Here is a 12,768-nt window from a genome sequence, read left to right on the forward strand (position 1 = left end):
TCCATGAAATCCGCCGTCGTTCAACTTCCCGGCCTCAACCGCGACCGCGACATGATCGCCGCCCTGACCAAGATTTCCGGCAAGGCGCCCGTCACCATCTGGCAGACGGAAACGGAAATCCCCGATGTCGACCTGATCGTCATTCCCGGTGGCTTCTCCTATGGCGACTATCTGCGTTGCGGCGCGATCGCCGCCCGCATGCCGGTCATGCAGGCCATTCGTGAAAAGGCAGAAAAGGGCGTCAAGGTTCTCGGCGTCTGCAACGGCTTCCAGATTCTCGTCGAAGCGGGCATGCTGCCGGGCGCGCTGATGCGCAATGCGTCGCTCAAGTTCGTCTGCCGCGAGGTTAAACTTGAAGTCGTCAACAACGACACCGAGTTTACCAACGCTTATGCGAAGGGTCAGATTCTCCGCTGCCCGGTTGCGCATCACGACGGCAACTATTTCGTCGAAGCGGAAGAACTTAAGGCAATGGAAAACAACGGCCAGGTTGTGTTCCGTTATACCGAAGGCACCAATCCGAACGGCTCGCTGAACGACATTGCCGGCGTCATCAACGCCAAGGGCAACGTTCTCGGCATGATGCCGCATCCGGAAAATCTGATCGAGGCCGCCCATGGCGGCAACGACGGACGTGGCCTGTTTGCCTCAGCACTCGGCGTCATCGCAGCCTGATCGTACGCGGCCCGAGGGCCAGCAAGCTTCGGAGCGGCGAAAACAATTTCGTGTTGTTGGTCGCCGCTCCAACTCATCGCCTGAAAATCGGACAAGTTTCCCGATAATGCGATGCTCACGTCGAAAATGCCGGGGTGCCTGCACGTTCAACGAACACGCCGAACCCTGAACTGCCCCTTTTTTCTGCTTTCCGGATAAATGTGATGAGCCGCCTGCTTCGCCTTACTTTCAGCCGTGCCGCAGGTCTGACGCTTGCCGCAGCCGCCCTCGCCGCCTGCCAGCCCAAGCCGCAGCAGGTCAGCTCCGTTTCTCATGCAGCCTTGCCGACGATGGAGCGCATTGCGCTCGGCGCCAATGCCTGCTGGTTCAAATCCGGTGATCCCGCCTTCAAGGCGTACCGCCTTGCACCCGAACTGAATTCCTTCTCCGGCCGTCCACGCATTCTGCTCGTGCCGCGCAACAGTCCTGAATCCCGCCCGATGCTCGTCGTTCAGGCGGAAGGAAATCCGGCCAAGCTGGATGCCTTCGGCCCGATCATGAATGAGCAGATGTCAGCGCGCGTCGCCACAGACGTCAAGCGCTGGGCAAACGGCGGCAAAGGCTGCTGATCTGTAGATCTTCACACATAAAAAGACCCGCCATGCCGGTTGGGATTGGCATGACGGGCCTGCCGATGGCGTAAAACGCGCCGGGGAAAGAAGGCGCCGCTCTCCGGCAGAAAATGATACAGCGCCGGATCGCACAGCCTGATGCGGCTGACAGATGATCCGACGCCCAAAAATTACAGTGGACGCGACGGCCAGTTGAAGAGATCGGCCTTGCCAGCCTCTCTCAGCGCCTCTTCACGCGTGACGCCGATATCGAGCAGCTGCTCGTCGGACAGTTCCCGAAGGGCAAGCCTGCCCGAACGTTTCGTGACCCATTGAGATGCGCGTGCGATGACGCGACCAATAAGCGTGCGGGCGACCCTGGCCGGAAACGGCGCCGGTGCAACCATGTCACCAGCATCGCGGAACACGCGTTCCCGTTCGTAACCGTCAGGATAGATTGTATCCGTTGTCGAAAGGTATTGATCCATCTTGCGCATATTGCACCTATTGTCTCCATTTAATGTCTGCATTGAACGCAAGCAATAAATACAATTGACTCGATGACAGATACAATGCATAAATTGTCACCATGACAAATTGGCTTCCTGATATCACCCAGGGCGAAGGCCCGATCTATCTTCGGCTGGCGGACAGCATCGAGAGCGCCATCTCGGATGGAACACTCGGCGCGGGAACGAAACTTCCGCCACAGCGCAACCTTGCCTTCGATCTCGGCGTCACGATCGGCACCATCAGCCGCGCCTATGCGCTCATCCACGAGCGCGGCCTCGTCAGCGGCGAGGTTGGCCGTGGCACCTATGTCAACGAGCGTAAGGCGCCCACTCCTCAGGCTCAGACCGCCCCGGCAACGTTCGGGTTCGGCGGAACACGTCACGCTATTGATGTACGCGGCGAGTTCCGGATGAACACGACGGCAGCCCCGGATATCGGCCAGAGCGTGCTGATCGGGAAGCACATCGGTACGATCGCGCAGGAATGTCCAGCCGAAATCACCAATTATATCCGGGCATTGCCCGATAGCTGGTGTCTGGCGGGTGCACGCTGGCTTTCACAGAACGGCTGGTCGCCTAAGCCGGAAAACATCGTGTCGACGCTCGGCGCCCATGCCGGCGTAATGAGCATCATAACGGCCATGACCGCTCCCGGTGACCGGATCGTTTTCGAACCGCTTACCTACTCACACATCAGCCGCAGCGCAGCCCTCGCGGGGCGACGCGTCACACTTGTCGAAGCCGATGAAAAAGGCGTCATTCCCGAGGATTTCGAGCGGGTCTGCGCACAGCAGCATCCTAAGATGATCTTCCTGATGTCGGCCGGTCAGAACCCCACATGCGCGACACTGCCCGAAGAGCGGCGGCGGATGATTGCCGAAATCGCCCACAGATACGGCGTCTGGATCATCGAGGACAATCTGTATGGCGCCATGACCCGCGAGAAAATTCCCCTCATCGCCGAGTTCGCGCCGGACATGACATTCGTTGTCGGCGGGCTGTCGAAATCGGTCGCCGCGGGCGTCCGCGGCGGATGGGTCGCCTGCCCCGCGCAGTTTTCATCGAGAATTCGCGTTTCACATTCGATGATGACCGGCGGATTGCCCTTCATGCTGGCAGAACTGAATGCCCGGCTTGTCAACAGCGGCGATGCGCACGATATCCGCCAGGAGTGTATCTCCGAGATCAACCAGCGAGAGGCGATCGCCAGACAAGCGCTCGTCGGGATGGAGTTCAATTCCTTGCCCGATATCGCTTTCCTCTGGCTGAAACTGCCGGAACCATGGCTTTCCGGCACATTCCGCAGTGCCGCCGCGCGCGAAGGCGTGCTGATCGATGACGAGGACGAGTTCAAGGCAGGCAGAACGGAAAAGGTCTGTCACCGCGTCCGCATCAGCTTCTCCGGCCCCTCGACACAGCAGGAACTGACGTACGCCTTTGGCATTCTCCGCCGTCTGCTCGACAATGGCTCCGCAGGATACGAAAGCGTCGCCTGAACACGGCCAAGAAAAAGAGAGTCTTTCCGGCAACAGCTGGCGGAATTCAAAAACCCGGTCATTACCTAAATCCGCGAATCTGGCATCCTCCGCAAAACGAGAGCGGGGAGTTGATTCGATGGGTGCATCCGGTTCCTTTTTTATCAGACGTGGGGGCGCTCTGGCGGTGATGTCCACCCTTCTGGTGTCAGCCAGTCTGACGGGCGCGCATGCGGCCGAAGGAACGGTGTTCGACGAATTGCGTTTCGGCGCCACGGCCTCCGTATCCAATCCCGATAATGGCGGCGAAGACGTCGTTTTCCCTGCCTTCACCGCCTATTTCGATCCTTTCGCAAGCGCGTCCGCCGTAACGCTTGGACAGAAGCTCGCCCGCCCCCGCCTGCATATCGGCACGGAAATTGGTACGGATGGTGCTGCCAACACCATTTTCGGCGGCGTGAACTGGACTTTCGACCTCAACCCTAAAATCTTCATCGACCTCGGCTTCGGCGGCCTGTGGCATGACGGCAAGCTGAAGAACGGACCTGGAGAAACCGGTCCGGAGTTCGGCTGCCGGGCACTTTTCCATGAATACGCCGCCATCGGCTACCGCTTCGACAGCAACTGGAACATTTCCGCCCAGATCGAACACGCATCCCACGCCAATCTCTGCGATGGGCCCAACGACGGATTGACGCGGGTGGGCCTTATGGTCGGCTACAAGTTCTGAAGTGATGGAAGTCGCGATTTTACAGGCGCAAGCGGGTATTTTCCTGTCGCACGAAGTGATCTCTTAGGGTAAAGAACCGGAAACTTCCCTCGGCTCGAACCGCGTGAGACCTATGTCGATTCCAAACTCTATCAAGATCACCCCGGAACTCGTTGCATCCCACGGGCTGAAGCCCGACGAATACCAGCGTATCCTCGACCTGATCGGACGAGAGCCCACCTTTACCGAGCTTGGCATCTTTTCCGCCATGTGGAACGAGCACTGCTCCTACAAGTCTTCGAAGAAATGGCTGAAGACGCTGCCGACCAAGGGTCCGCGCGTCATCCAGGGACCGGGCGAAAATGCCGGTGTCGTGGATATTGATGATGGCGACTGCGTCGTCTTCAAGATGGAAAGCCACAACCACCCATCCTACATCGAGCCCTATCAGGGTGCGGCAACCGGCGTCGGCGGCATCCTGCGTGACGTCTTCACCATGGGTGCGCGCCCGATCGCTGCCATGAACGCCCTGCGCTTCGGCGCGCCGGACCATCCGAAGACCCGCCACCTTGTTGCAGGCGTCGTTGCAGGCGTTGGCGGCTACGGCAACTCCTTCGGCGTTCCGACGGTTGGCGGCGAAGTGGAGTTCGATCCGCGTTATAACGGCAACATTCTGGTCAACGCTTTTGCCGCTGGCCTTGCCAAGTCCGATGCGATCTTCCTGTCGGAAGCCAAAGGCGTCGGTCTTCCGGTCGTCTATCTCGGCGCGAAGACCGGCCGCGATGGCGTCGGCGGCGCGACGATGGCTTCGGCTGAATTCGACGAGTCCATCGAAGAGAAGCGCCCTACCGTTCAGGTTGGCGACCCCTTCACCGAAAAGTGCCTGCTGGAAGCCTGCCTTGAACTGATGAAGACCGGCGCGGTCATCGCCATCCAGGACATGGGTGCGGCTGGCCTCACTTGCTCGGCCGTTGAAATGGGCGCCAAGGGCGACCTTGGCATCGAGCTTGATCTGAACGCCGTTCCAGTTCGCGAAGAGCGCATGACGGCTTACGAAATGATGCTGTCGGAAAGCCAGGAGCGCATGCTCATGGTTCTGGAACCTTCCAAGGAAGAAGTCGCCAAGGCGATTTTCGTCAAGTGGGGTCTGGACTTCGCCATTGTTGGCAAGACCACCGACGACCTGCGTTTCCGCGTTCTGCACAATGGCGAGGAAGTCGCCAATCTGCCGATCAAGGATCTCGGCGATCAGGCTCCGGAATATGACCGTCCCTGGACGCCTGCCAAGGTTTCGGCACCGCTCTCCGAAAACGACGTGCCTGCCGCCGATGTGGCAGATGCGCTCGTTTCGCTGATCGGCTCGGCGAACAACTCCTCGCGCCGTTGGGTATACGAACAATACGACACGCTGATCCAGGGCAATTCCTTGCAGCTGCCGGGCGGTGATGCTGGCGTGGTGCGCGTTGAAGGTCATGACAAGAAGGCGCTTGCCTTCTCCTCCGACGTGACCCCCCGCTACGTTGAGGCTGATCCGTTCGAAGGCGGCAAGCAGGCCGTGGCCGAATGCTGGCGCAACATCACGGCAACCGGCGCTCTGCCACTGGCAGCCACCGATAACCTGAACTTCGGCAACCCGGAAAAGCCGGAAATCATGAGCCAGCTCGTTCATGCCATCAAAGGCATCGGCGAAGCCTGCCGCGTTCTGGAGTTCCCGATCGTTTCGGGCAACGTCTCACTCTACAACGAAACCAATGGTCAGGCGATCCTGCCGACCCCGACCATCGGCGGCGTCGGCTTGCTGAAGGACTGGGCCAAGATGGCACGCATCCGTTTTGCGGCGGCCGATGAGGTCATCCTGCTGGCGGGCGCCCCCGTCGGCCTCGGCAGCCACATCGCTCAGTCGGTCTACATGCGCGACGTCCACGGCCGCATCGACGGCCCTGCCCCGCATGTCGATCTGGAAGCCGAAAAGAAGAACGGCGATTTCGTACGCTCGCTCATCGTCGACGGTCTGACAACGGCTGTTCACGATTGCTCGTCCGGCGGTCTGGCGCTTGCCGTTGCCGAAATGGCGATTTCCTCCGGCATCGGCGCAACCGTCGATGAGGTCGAAGGTCACAACCCGATCCTCACCTTCTACGGCGAAGATCAGGGCCGCTACGTGCTGACGGTGAAGAAGAGCGATCTCGAAAAGGTCCAGGCTGCGGCCAAGGCTGCTGGCGTTTCCTGCCCGCAGATTGGTGTGACCGGCGGTTCCAGCGTAAAGCTGGGCACGGCGCGCGCCGTCGAGATTAAAGAATTGCACTCGGCCTATGAATCGTGGTTCCCTCAATTCATGGACGGCGAAACTCTAATCGCCGCAGAATAATCAAGGAGAACCACCATGCCCATGAAACCCGGCGACATTGAAGACATGATTAAGGCGGGAATCCCCGGGGCAAAGGTCACGATCCGCGATCTGGCCGGTGATGGCGATCACTATGCGGCCGAAGTCGTCGCGGATGCTTTCAAGGGCAAGACCCGCGTGCAGCAGCACCAGATGGTCTATGATGCGCTGAAGGGCAACATGGGCGGTGTTCTGCATGCGCTTGCCCTGCAGACCTCAGCCCCCGAGTGATCTGTTGACACACTCAAACAAAAGGCCCGCGTGATACTCTCACGCGGGCCTTTTATTTTATTCGACGGGTCCCGCAGACCGGCTCAAAACACGGGCGGCTGGTGCGATTCCAGAGTCGCGAAAGACGCTACCGGCAATGGCCCCGCAGTCATCAGCGTAAAATCGAAGCCCGACTTGCGATCCGGACCGAGAACATATTGCCGATGCATGCGCAGGAAGTTGCGCTTGTTCTTTTTGTAGCGTTCTGGCGAAAGCGAATGCTTGAAGCGGATCGGCACGATCGTCGGCTGCTGCGCATCTTCGTGGCCGGTCAGATGCGCCGTATTACAGCGATAGAGATGGATCGGGTCGGTCAGACACTGAATGTCGAACCATATCACTTCGGGGTGATGCGCAACCGCGCCGATGCTCTGCCGCAGACGCTTTGCACTCGACAGGAAGGCGCATTGCAGCGCCGCACCACCAAGCGTCGTGAAAGTTAACCGGCGATTTTTGAATGCATCCGGTTGCAGTTCCAGCACGCGCCCCATGACCGCAAGCGCCAGGCTTGCCCCCATGCTGTGCGACACGACAAGAATCTCTTCGGACGGTTGCTCAAGCGCCAGGAGCACGGCTTGCGCCTTCTCCTCGATCCAGTCCCGCGCCAGCGGATCGTCACGGCCGACAGCAAGCGCGAAGCGCCAGTCGGCATAAAGATGCAGCGTGTGAAAACGCTCGGCGAAGGGCAGGAATGCCTTGATGAAGAAAAGCCCGGCAACGGGTGCGCTCAAAAGACAGAACCATGCGGACAAGCCGAGCAACCATGGCAGGAGAGTAATAGTCGCAGCCGCCGCGCCGCCTGCCAGCATCAGCAGGAACGGGAAGACGAAGAACAGGCCGAAACGCCAGGCATGGCGGAAGTATCGTGCGGCACCGCCTTCGGCAAAGATGCCGGCGCCGGCCTTGAAGCCGGAAGCGATCTGCCGCCAGACGGACGTGCTCCGCAAATGTGAAATGACGTCGTTATGATCGTAGATGAAGATGGATGAACGCGTGCTTTGCTCGCCGGTCTTTGCATTGACGACGAAATGCTCCCCGGCCGGGCTGCTTTCCAGCGCACCGACCGCATAGTCCATGCCCCAGGTTTTTCCGGCAAGCGCTGCTGCGCGCTGATAACGCAGGTGATGTGCGGCGGCATCGAGTGGATCGAAACCCGGAAAATAGAAAACTAGCCGTGACTGCACAGACGTCATAAACAAAGACCTTTCGGGTTCGAAATACCCTAAAGGATCGCTTGATACAGTGGGTCAGGCACGTATAGTGAAGATCGCGACAGAAATATGAAATATTTTGTACTCGTGGAGACGAATAAAAAGACGGGGGAGCATTTTGTCCAAGATCGTCGATGACCTTGTTGGCGGCATCGTGAAAGGCGCGCTAGCCGAAATCCTGAAAAAGACGGGTGTGAAGACGACCCGCCGCACCAAACGCAGGACGAAAAGCAGTACCTCTGCCGCGGGCGGTATCGTCGGTTCCATTCTGGAAGCAGCCCTTGGCGGCCCAACGACTTCGGCAAAACGCAAGCCAGCCAAAAAGCAGGTCAGCAAACGGCGCACCGCCGCGGCGCGCAGCAGACAGAAGCGCGCCTGACCCCTGCTGAAAATTACCGCGCCTTTGCGATGACGGTTGCAGTTTTTTATGCGCTACGGGTGGAAATCGCGCCGCGACATGTTATTTAGGGACAAAGACGAAGCAGCGGCCTTGAACCGCGTGTGAAAGGATTGGCCTATGAGCGGCATTCACGACATGATCGACAGCGAAGTGAAGAGCAACGATATCGTGCTTTTCATGAAGGGCACCCCCCAGTTTCCCCAGTGTGGTTTCTCCGGGCAGGTTGTGCAGATTCTCGATTATCTGGGCGTCGAGTACAAGGGCATCAACGTTCTTGCAGATGCCGACATCCGCCAGGGCATCAAGGATTATTCCAACTGGCCGACTATCCCGCAACTCTACATCAAGGGTGAGTTTGTCGGTGGCTGTGACATCGTAAGAGAAATGTTCCAGTCCGGCGAACTTCAGAACCATTTCCAAGAACAGGGTATCAGCGTCCGCGGCGCGGCCTGATTTCGGCCGGGAAACCGGCCCACCCTGATTGTCAGAAAACTATGCCAGGCGTTGCGTCAAGCAACGCCTTTGCCGTTATTTTGAGGCAAATTCTGTGACAAATCTTTCACAATCCACCACGTCGCGCGCAGGCTCGATGGGGCGTACGGAATTTATTGCGCTTGCAGCCATGCTGATGGCGCTCAATGCGCTTGCCATCGACATCATGCTTCCGGGTCTTCAGGAAATCGGCGCGTCGCTGGGCGTCGAGAATGAAAATCACCGCCAGTATGTGATTTCCGCCTATCTTCTCGGCTTCGGCGTCGCCCAGCTTTTCTACGGCCCCATTTCGGACCGTTTCGGACGTCGCAAGCCAATGTTCGTCGGCCTGGCAATTTACATCGTTTCAGCCATCGCCGTCGTCTTCACGCCATCCTTCGCAGGGCTGCTCGCACTGCGATTCATTCAGGGTATCGGCTCGGCCGCAACCCGCGTCATTACCGTATCGATCGTCCGTGACGTCTACGGTGGCCGCCAGATGGCCGAAGTCATGTCACTCATCATGATGGTCTTCATGGTCGTTCCGGTCATAGCACCGGGAACTGGCCAGATCGTGCTGTTCTTCGGTGACTGGCACCTGATCTTTGCGTTCATGGCTGTTACAGCGGCCGTGGTCACGGCATGGATGTACTACCGGTTGCCGGAAACGCTGCATCCGGAAGATGTCCGTCCTCTGACGGTGCGGTCCGTTCTGGACGGCTTCAAGATCGTGCTCACCAACCGCATCGCTCTCTGTTACACGCTGTCCAGCACCTTCGTTTTCGGGGCGCTGTTCGGGTTCATCAATTCTGCCGAGCAGGTCTACAAGGGTATCTACGGGCTTGGAGCGTGGTTCGCTGCCGCTTTTGCAGGTGTCGCGCTGTTCATGGCATTCTCGTCCTTCATCAATGCGCGGCTGGTCGGTAAGTTCGGCATGCGAAAGCTGTCGCACGGATCGTTGCTAGGCTTCATCGCCATCACCTTCGTATGGCTGTTGGTGCAGGTGTTCGGGCCCCAGCCGATGCCCTTCGCCCTCTTCATCGTGTTTTTCGCGCTGGCCATGTTCCAATTCGGCTGGATCGGCTCGAACTTCAATTCGCTCGCCATGGAACCACTTGGCCACGTGGCCGGCACGGCGTCATCGGTGATCGGCTTCATGGGCACTGTCGGCGGATCGCTGATCGGAGCCATGATCGGGCAGGCTTTTGATGGAACGGCGCTACCAATGGTCGCCGGCTTCTTCGTCGTCTCCATCATCGGCTTGATCTTCGTCCTGATCGGCGAAAAAGGCGAGCTATTCCAGGCGCACAACAAGCCGACACACTGACGATTGAACTCGGCAAAGAGAAAGGCGCGGGAATATCTTCCCGCGCCTTTTTTGTGCTTTTTGGTTGACGGTCCGCACCATACGTATTGCGTCACCCCGACTTGATCCGGGGTCCAACCAGCCTCAAACCGTGAAAATCTTCTCGCGCAGCAGTTCCCACGTCTGCTGATCCGGTGCCAGCAGCAGCCCGCCATCGACATGGCTCGGCAGATAACGCGAACCATCCAGCCGTGCCGCGTAGGCGCCCGCCTCCTGCGAAATCAGCGTACCCGCCAGATGATCCCACGGCATCAGCTTGTTATACATCAGGAAGTGCATGTGACCGCCGCAGAACAGACGATATTCATGCGCCGCGCAGCGATAGCTGGTAAACAGACGCACATCCGCAAGATTGACCAGCACTTTCCGGCGCGTCTCGACGTCGAAATAGCCGGTATTGGCAATGCCGACCATCTGCGACAGTTCAGGCGCAGGGACAACCGACATCTGCGTCTGTGCGCCATCGGCGCTGCAAAGCCACGCGCCAGAACCCTTTTCCGCGATGACCCAGTCATTGCCCATGGGATCGAAGATGATACCTGCGACCGTCTCTCCCTTGGAAACGACGCTCATCATCACACCGAATAGGGGCAGACCGGAGGCGAAATTGTAGGTACCGTCGATCGGATCTACCACCACGGCGAGATCGGCATCGGCAAGTTTGCCAAGCAGCGAGGCGTCGGCCGCAACCGCTTCTTCCCCGATGAAGACGGCCTGCGGCATGATCTCGGCGACGCGGGCGCGGATCAGCCGTTCTGCCGCTTCGTCCGCCTCGGTCACAAGGTCGATCGCCTCGGTCTTCATCCGCACATCGCCATCGCCGAGATTACGGAACCGGGGCAGGATTTCCACCGCTGCCGCTTCCTGAAGCGATGTGGCAAGCGCTGCGATGTCGAGTTCGATACTCATGGGCGATATCCTTCCTTTTGATCTTGTACTTATAAGGCGGCGATTTCCCGGCGCAGCATCCTCCAGCTTTCCTTGTCGGGCGCGGAAAGAATGCCGCCGGTCACATCTCCGGGGCGGTATGGTGTATTGTCGAAACGGGCCGTGTAACCGCCCGCTTCTTGATGAACGAGCACACCCGCAAGATGATCCCACGGCATCAGCTTCTCATGGCCGATGAAATGCAGCTTGCCGGTGGAAACCAGCCAGTATTCGTGGGCTGAACAATTCAGCGAAAGCGCCATCTTCGTCTTTGCCATGTTGGCGGCGATGACCGGGCGACGGTTAATGTGGCTATGCCCCCACGAGAAGATGCCGACCATTTCCGAAAGCGGCACCGGATCGGCAACAGTGAGCTTGGCGCGCGTCCCGTTTTTCCGTACCAGATAAGCGCCCTCGCCCTTCACGGCGATGATGGTATCGGCCATGACAGGATCATGGATGATGCCGGCGACCGTTTCGCCCTTCACGGTTACGGCAAGCAATGTGCCGAAAGCCGGAAAACCGGACGCATAGTTGAAGGTGCCGTCGATAGGGTCGATCACGAAAGCAAGCGGCGCATCGGCGAGTGCAGGAACGGCAGACTGGTCCGCCTCATAAGCTTCCTCGCCGACAATATGCGCCTTCGGGAAGCGAGACAACAGAGCTGCCGTGATGGTTTTTTCGGCGAGAAGATCAGCCTCCGTCACGAGATCGACGGTAGACGACTTTTCCGAGATTGCTCCCGCGCTGAGGTTGCGAAAACGGGGGAGAATTTCTTCCGCGCCGACAGCGGCAACGGTGGATACGAGAAAATCCAGGTCGGAATCAGAAAGCGTCATGAAGAAGGATCTTTTTCATAAGGGAGGGTGGGCCTCCCTACGCTCGTCAGATGACAGTCCGGTGACAGCCAGTGCCGAAAAGTCGAAAAGCTTCGGATCAAGCAAATGCGACGGGTTCACATGCGAAAGCGCCCGCAGCATGACGTCCTTGCGACCTGGCATGCGCCGTTCGATATCCGCCAGCATGTCTTTCATGGCGTTCCGCTGTAACCCGTCCTGCGAACCACAGAGGTCGCACGGAACGATCGGAAATTCCATCGCCGCCGCAAACTTCGCCATGTCATCCTCGGCGCAGTAGGCCAGCGGCCGCAGCACCATCAGGTCGCCCTCATCGTTCATCAGCTTGGCAGGCATGCCTGCAAGGCGCCCGCCATGGAAGAAGTTCATGAAGAAGGTTTCGAGAATATCCTCGCGATGGTGGCCGAGCAGCAGGGCGTCACACCCCTCTTCCCGCGCGATGCGGTAGAGGTTGCCGCGCCGCAGCCGCGAACAGAGCGAACAGTAAGTTCCGCCTTCAGGCACCTTTTCCTTCACCACCGAATAGGTGTCACGATATTCGATGCGATGCTGAACACCGATTTTCGAGAGGTATTCCGGCAGAACATGTTTGGGAAAGTTCGGCTGCCCCTGATCCAGATTGCAGGCGATCAGCTCCACAGGGAGAAGTCCTCGCCATTTCAGATCCAGCAGCAGCGCTAGCAGGCCATAGCTGTCCTTGCCGCCGGAAAGACCGACAAGCCAACGTTTCTGGCCCTTCAGCATGTCGAAATCTTCAAATGCCTGGCGAACGTTGCGCAGCAGCCGCTTGCGCAGTTTGTTGAACGACACCGAACCGGGAGCAGCTGAAAACAGCGGATGCGAGCCGTTGCTTTCTCCGGCCATATCCTGATCCGGCATTTCATCGATGCTCGTGAAAATATTCATGATGAACTCGCTT

14 protein-coding genes are annotated in these 12,768 nt (G+C 58.7%); 9 read left to right on the forward strand and 5 right to left on the reverse strand.

From position 1 onward, the window contains the following. Nucleotides 1-3 precede the first annotated feature (3 nt). Nucleotides 4-675: a phosphoribosylformylglycinamidine synthase subunit PurQ gene (purQ, locus tag N7578_RS17560; protein WP_311111541.1), complete on the forward strand. Its 672-nt coding sequence runs from the start codon at nt 4-6 to the stop codon at nt 673-675. 203 nt (nt 676-878) lie between these two features. Next, nucleotides 879-1,283: a hypothetical protein gene (locus tag N7578_RS17565; protein WP_311111542.1), complete on the forward strand. Its 405-nt coding sequence runs from the start codon at nt 879-881 to the stop codon at nt 1,281-1,283. Between the two features lie 173 nt (nt 1,284-1,456). Here N7578_RS17565 and N7578_RS17570 read toward each other — a convergent pair whose 3' ends face one another. Then, entirely contained in the window at nt 1,457-1,762 is a 306-nt protein-coding gene (locus tag N7578_RS17570) for a DUF1127 domain-containing protein (RefSeq protein WP_311111543.1), read from the reverse strand. A gap of 92 nt (nt 1,763-1,854) precedes the next feature. On the opposite strand from N7578_RS17570, the gene N7578_RS17575 reads away from it, so the two are divergent. The 4 genes from N7578_RS17575 to N7578_RS17590 all read left to right on the forward strand — a co-directional run bounded on the left by N7578_RS17575 (nt 1,855) and on the right by N7578_RS17590 (nt 6,578). Then, the gene (locus tag N7578_RS17575) at nt 1,855-3,273 is read left to right on the forward strand and encodes a PLP-dependent aminotransferase family protein (RefSeq protein WP_311111544.1); all 1,419 of its coding nucleotides are present in this window, start codon (nt 1,855-1,857) and stop codon (nt 3,271-3,273) included. Between the two features lie 118 nt (nt 3,274-3,391). Next, nucleotides 3,392-3,982 (forward strand): acyloxyacyl hydrolase, encoded by a 591-nt coding sequence (locus tag N7578_RS17580; protein WP_311111545.1) that lies wholly within the window; start codon nt 3,392-3,394, stop codon nt 3,980-3,982. Between the two features lie 112 nt (nt 3,983-4,094). Further along, on the forward strand, nt 4,095-6,329 hold the full coding sequence (purL, locus tag N7578_RS17585) for a phosphoribosylformylglycinamidine synthase subunit PurL (protein WP_311111546.1): 2,235 nt from the start codon (nt 4,095-4,097) through the stop codon (nt 6,327-6,329). A 15-nt stretch (nt 6,330-6,344) separates the two neighbouring features. Continuing rightward, the gene (locus tag N7578_RS17590; RefSeq protein ID WP_003516012.1) at nt 6,345-6,578 is read left to right on the forward strand and encodes a BolA family protein; all 234 of its coding nucleotides are present in this window, start codon (nt 6,345-6,347) and stop codon (nt 6,576-6,578) included. Between the two features lie 83 nt (nt 6,579-6,661). Here the strand turns inward: N7578_RS17590 and N7578_RS17595 are convergent, their stop codons facing one another. Further along, the gene (locus N7578_RS17595) at nt 6,662-7,810 is read right to left on the reverse strand and encodes a hypothetical protein (RefSeq protein WP_311112548.1); all 1,149 of its coding nucleotides are present in this window, start codon (nt 7,808-7,810) and stop codon (nt 6,662-6,664) included. Nucleotides 7,811-7,946: 136 nt separating this feature from the next. On the opposite strand from N7578_RS17595, the gene N7578_RS17600 reads away from it, so the two are divergent. From N7578_RS17600 to N7578_RS17610, 3 genes are all read left to right on the forward strand, one after another. Beyond that, the gene (locus N7578_RS17600; RefSeq protein ID WP_311111547.1) at nt 7,947-8,207 is read left to right on the forward strand and encodes a hypothetical protein; all 261 of its coding nucleotides are present in this window, start codon (nt 7,947-7,949) and stop codon (nt 8,205-8,207) included. 138 nt (nt 8,208-8,345) lie between these two features. Continuing rightward, the gene (grxD, locus tag N7578_RS17605; RefSeq protein WP_311111548.1) at nt 8,346-8,681 is read left to right on the forward strand and encodes a Grx4 family monothiol glutaredoxin; all 336 of its coding nucleotides are present in this window, start codon (nt 8,346-8,348) and stop codon (nt 8,679-8,681) included. A gap of 136 nt (nt 8,682-8,817) precedes the next feature. Then, on the forward strand, nt 8,818-10,026 hold the full coding sequence (locus N7578_RS17610) for a multidrug effflux MFS transporter (protein ID WP_311112549.1): 1,209 nt from the start codon (nt 8,818-8,820) through the stop codon (nt 10,024-10,026). Between the two features lie 123 nt (nt 10,027-10,149). On the opposite strand, the gene N7578_RS17615 is transcribed toward N7578_RS17610, so the two are convergent. Genes N7578_RS17615 through ttcA form a run of 3 tightly spaced genes read right to left on the reverse strand, consistent with a single transcriptional unit; the run spans nt 10,150 to nt 12,755 of the window. Continuing rightward, on the reverse strand, nt 10,150-10,974 hold the full coding sequence (locus N7578_RS17615) for an inositol monophosphatase family protein (protein ID WP_311111549.1): 825 nt from the start codon (nt 10,972-10,974) through the stop codon (nt 10,150-10,152). Nucleotides 10,975-11,003: 29 nt separating this feature from the next. After that, the gene (locus N7578_RS17620) at nt 11,004-11,831 is read right to left on the reverse strand and encodes an inositol monophosphatase family protein (RefSeq protein ID WP_311111550.1); all 828 of its coding nucleotides are present in this window, start codon (nt 11,829-11,831) and stop codon (nt 11,004-11,006) included. 15 nt (nt 11,832-11,846) lie between these two features. Continuing rightward, on the reverse strand, nt 11,847-12,755 hold the full coding sequence (ttcA, locus tag N7578_RS17625; RefSeq protein ID WP_311111551.1) for a tRNA 2-thiocytidine(32) synthetase TtcA: 909 nt from the start codon (nt 12,753-12,755) through the stop codon (nt 11,847-11,849). Nucleotides 12,756-12,768: the final 13 nt, after the last annotated feature.

The sequence above is a fragment of the Agrobacterium tumefaciens genome (assembly GCF_031801495.1).
In the GTDB taxonomy this organism is placed as follows: domain Bacteria; phylum Pseudomonadota; class Alphaproteobacteria; order Rhizobiales; family Rhizobiaceae; genus Agrobacterium; species Agrobacterium tumefaciens_K.

Bases quoted from the DNA above. Each gene is read 5' to 3' on its own strand.
- purQ (WP_311111541.1), top strand. From the start codon at position 4: ATGAAATCCGCCGTCGTTCAACTTCCCGGCCTCAACCGCGACCGCGAC.
- N7578_RS17565 (WP_311111542.1), top strand. From the start codon at position 879: ATGAGCCGCCTGCTTCGCCTTACTTTCAGCCGTGCCGCAGGTCTGACG.
- N7578_RS17570 (WP_311111543.1), bottom strand. From the start codon at position 1,762: ATGCGCAAGATGGATCAATACCTTTCGACAACGGATACAATCTATCCT.
- N7578_RS17575 (WP_311111544.1), top strand. From the start codon at position 1,855: ATGACAAATTGGCTTCCTGATATCACCCAGGGCGAAGGCCCGATCTAT.
- N7578_RS17580 (WP_311111545.1), top strand. From the start codon at position 3,392: ATGGGTGCATCCGGTTCCTTTTTTATCAGACGTGGGGGCGCTCTGGCG.
- purL (WP_311111546.1), top strand. From the start codon at position 4,095: ATGTCGATTCCAAACTCTATCAAGATCACCCCGGAACTCGTTGCATCC.
- N7578_RS17590 (WP_003516012.1), top strand. From the start codon at position 6,345: ATGCCCATGAAACCCGGCGACATTGAAGACATGATTAAGGCGGGAATC.
- N7578_RS17595 (WP_311112548.1), bottom strand. From the start codon at position 7,810: ATGACGTCTGTGCAGTCACGGCTAGTTTTCTATTTTCCGGGTTTCGAT.
- grxD (WP_311111548.1), top strand. From the start codon at position 8,346: ATGAGCGGCATTCACGACATGATCGACAGCGAAGTGAAGAGCAACGAT.
- N7578_RS17610 (WP_311112549.1), top strand. From the start codon at position 8,818: ATGGGGCGTACGGAATTTATTGCGCTTGCAGCCATGCTGATGGCGCTC.
- N7578_RS17615 (WP_311111549.1), bottom strand. From the start codon at position 10,974: ATGAGTATCGAACTCGACATCGCAGCGCTTGCCACATCGCTTCAGGAA.
- N7578_RS17620 (WP_311111550.1), bottom strand. From the start codon at position 11,831: ATGACGCTTTCTGATTCCGACCTGGATTTTCTCGTATCCACCGTTGCC.
- ttcA (WP_311111551.1), bottom strand. From the start codon at position 12,755: ATGAATATTTTCACGAGCATCGATGAAATGCCGGATCAGGATATGGCC.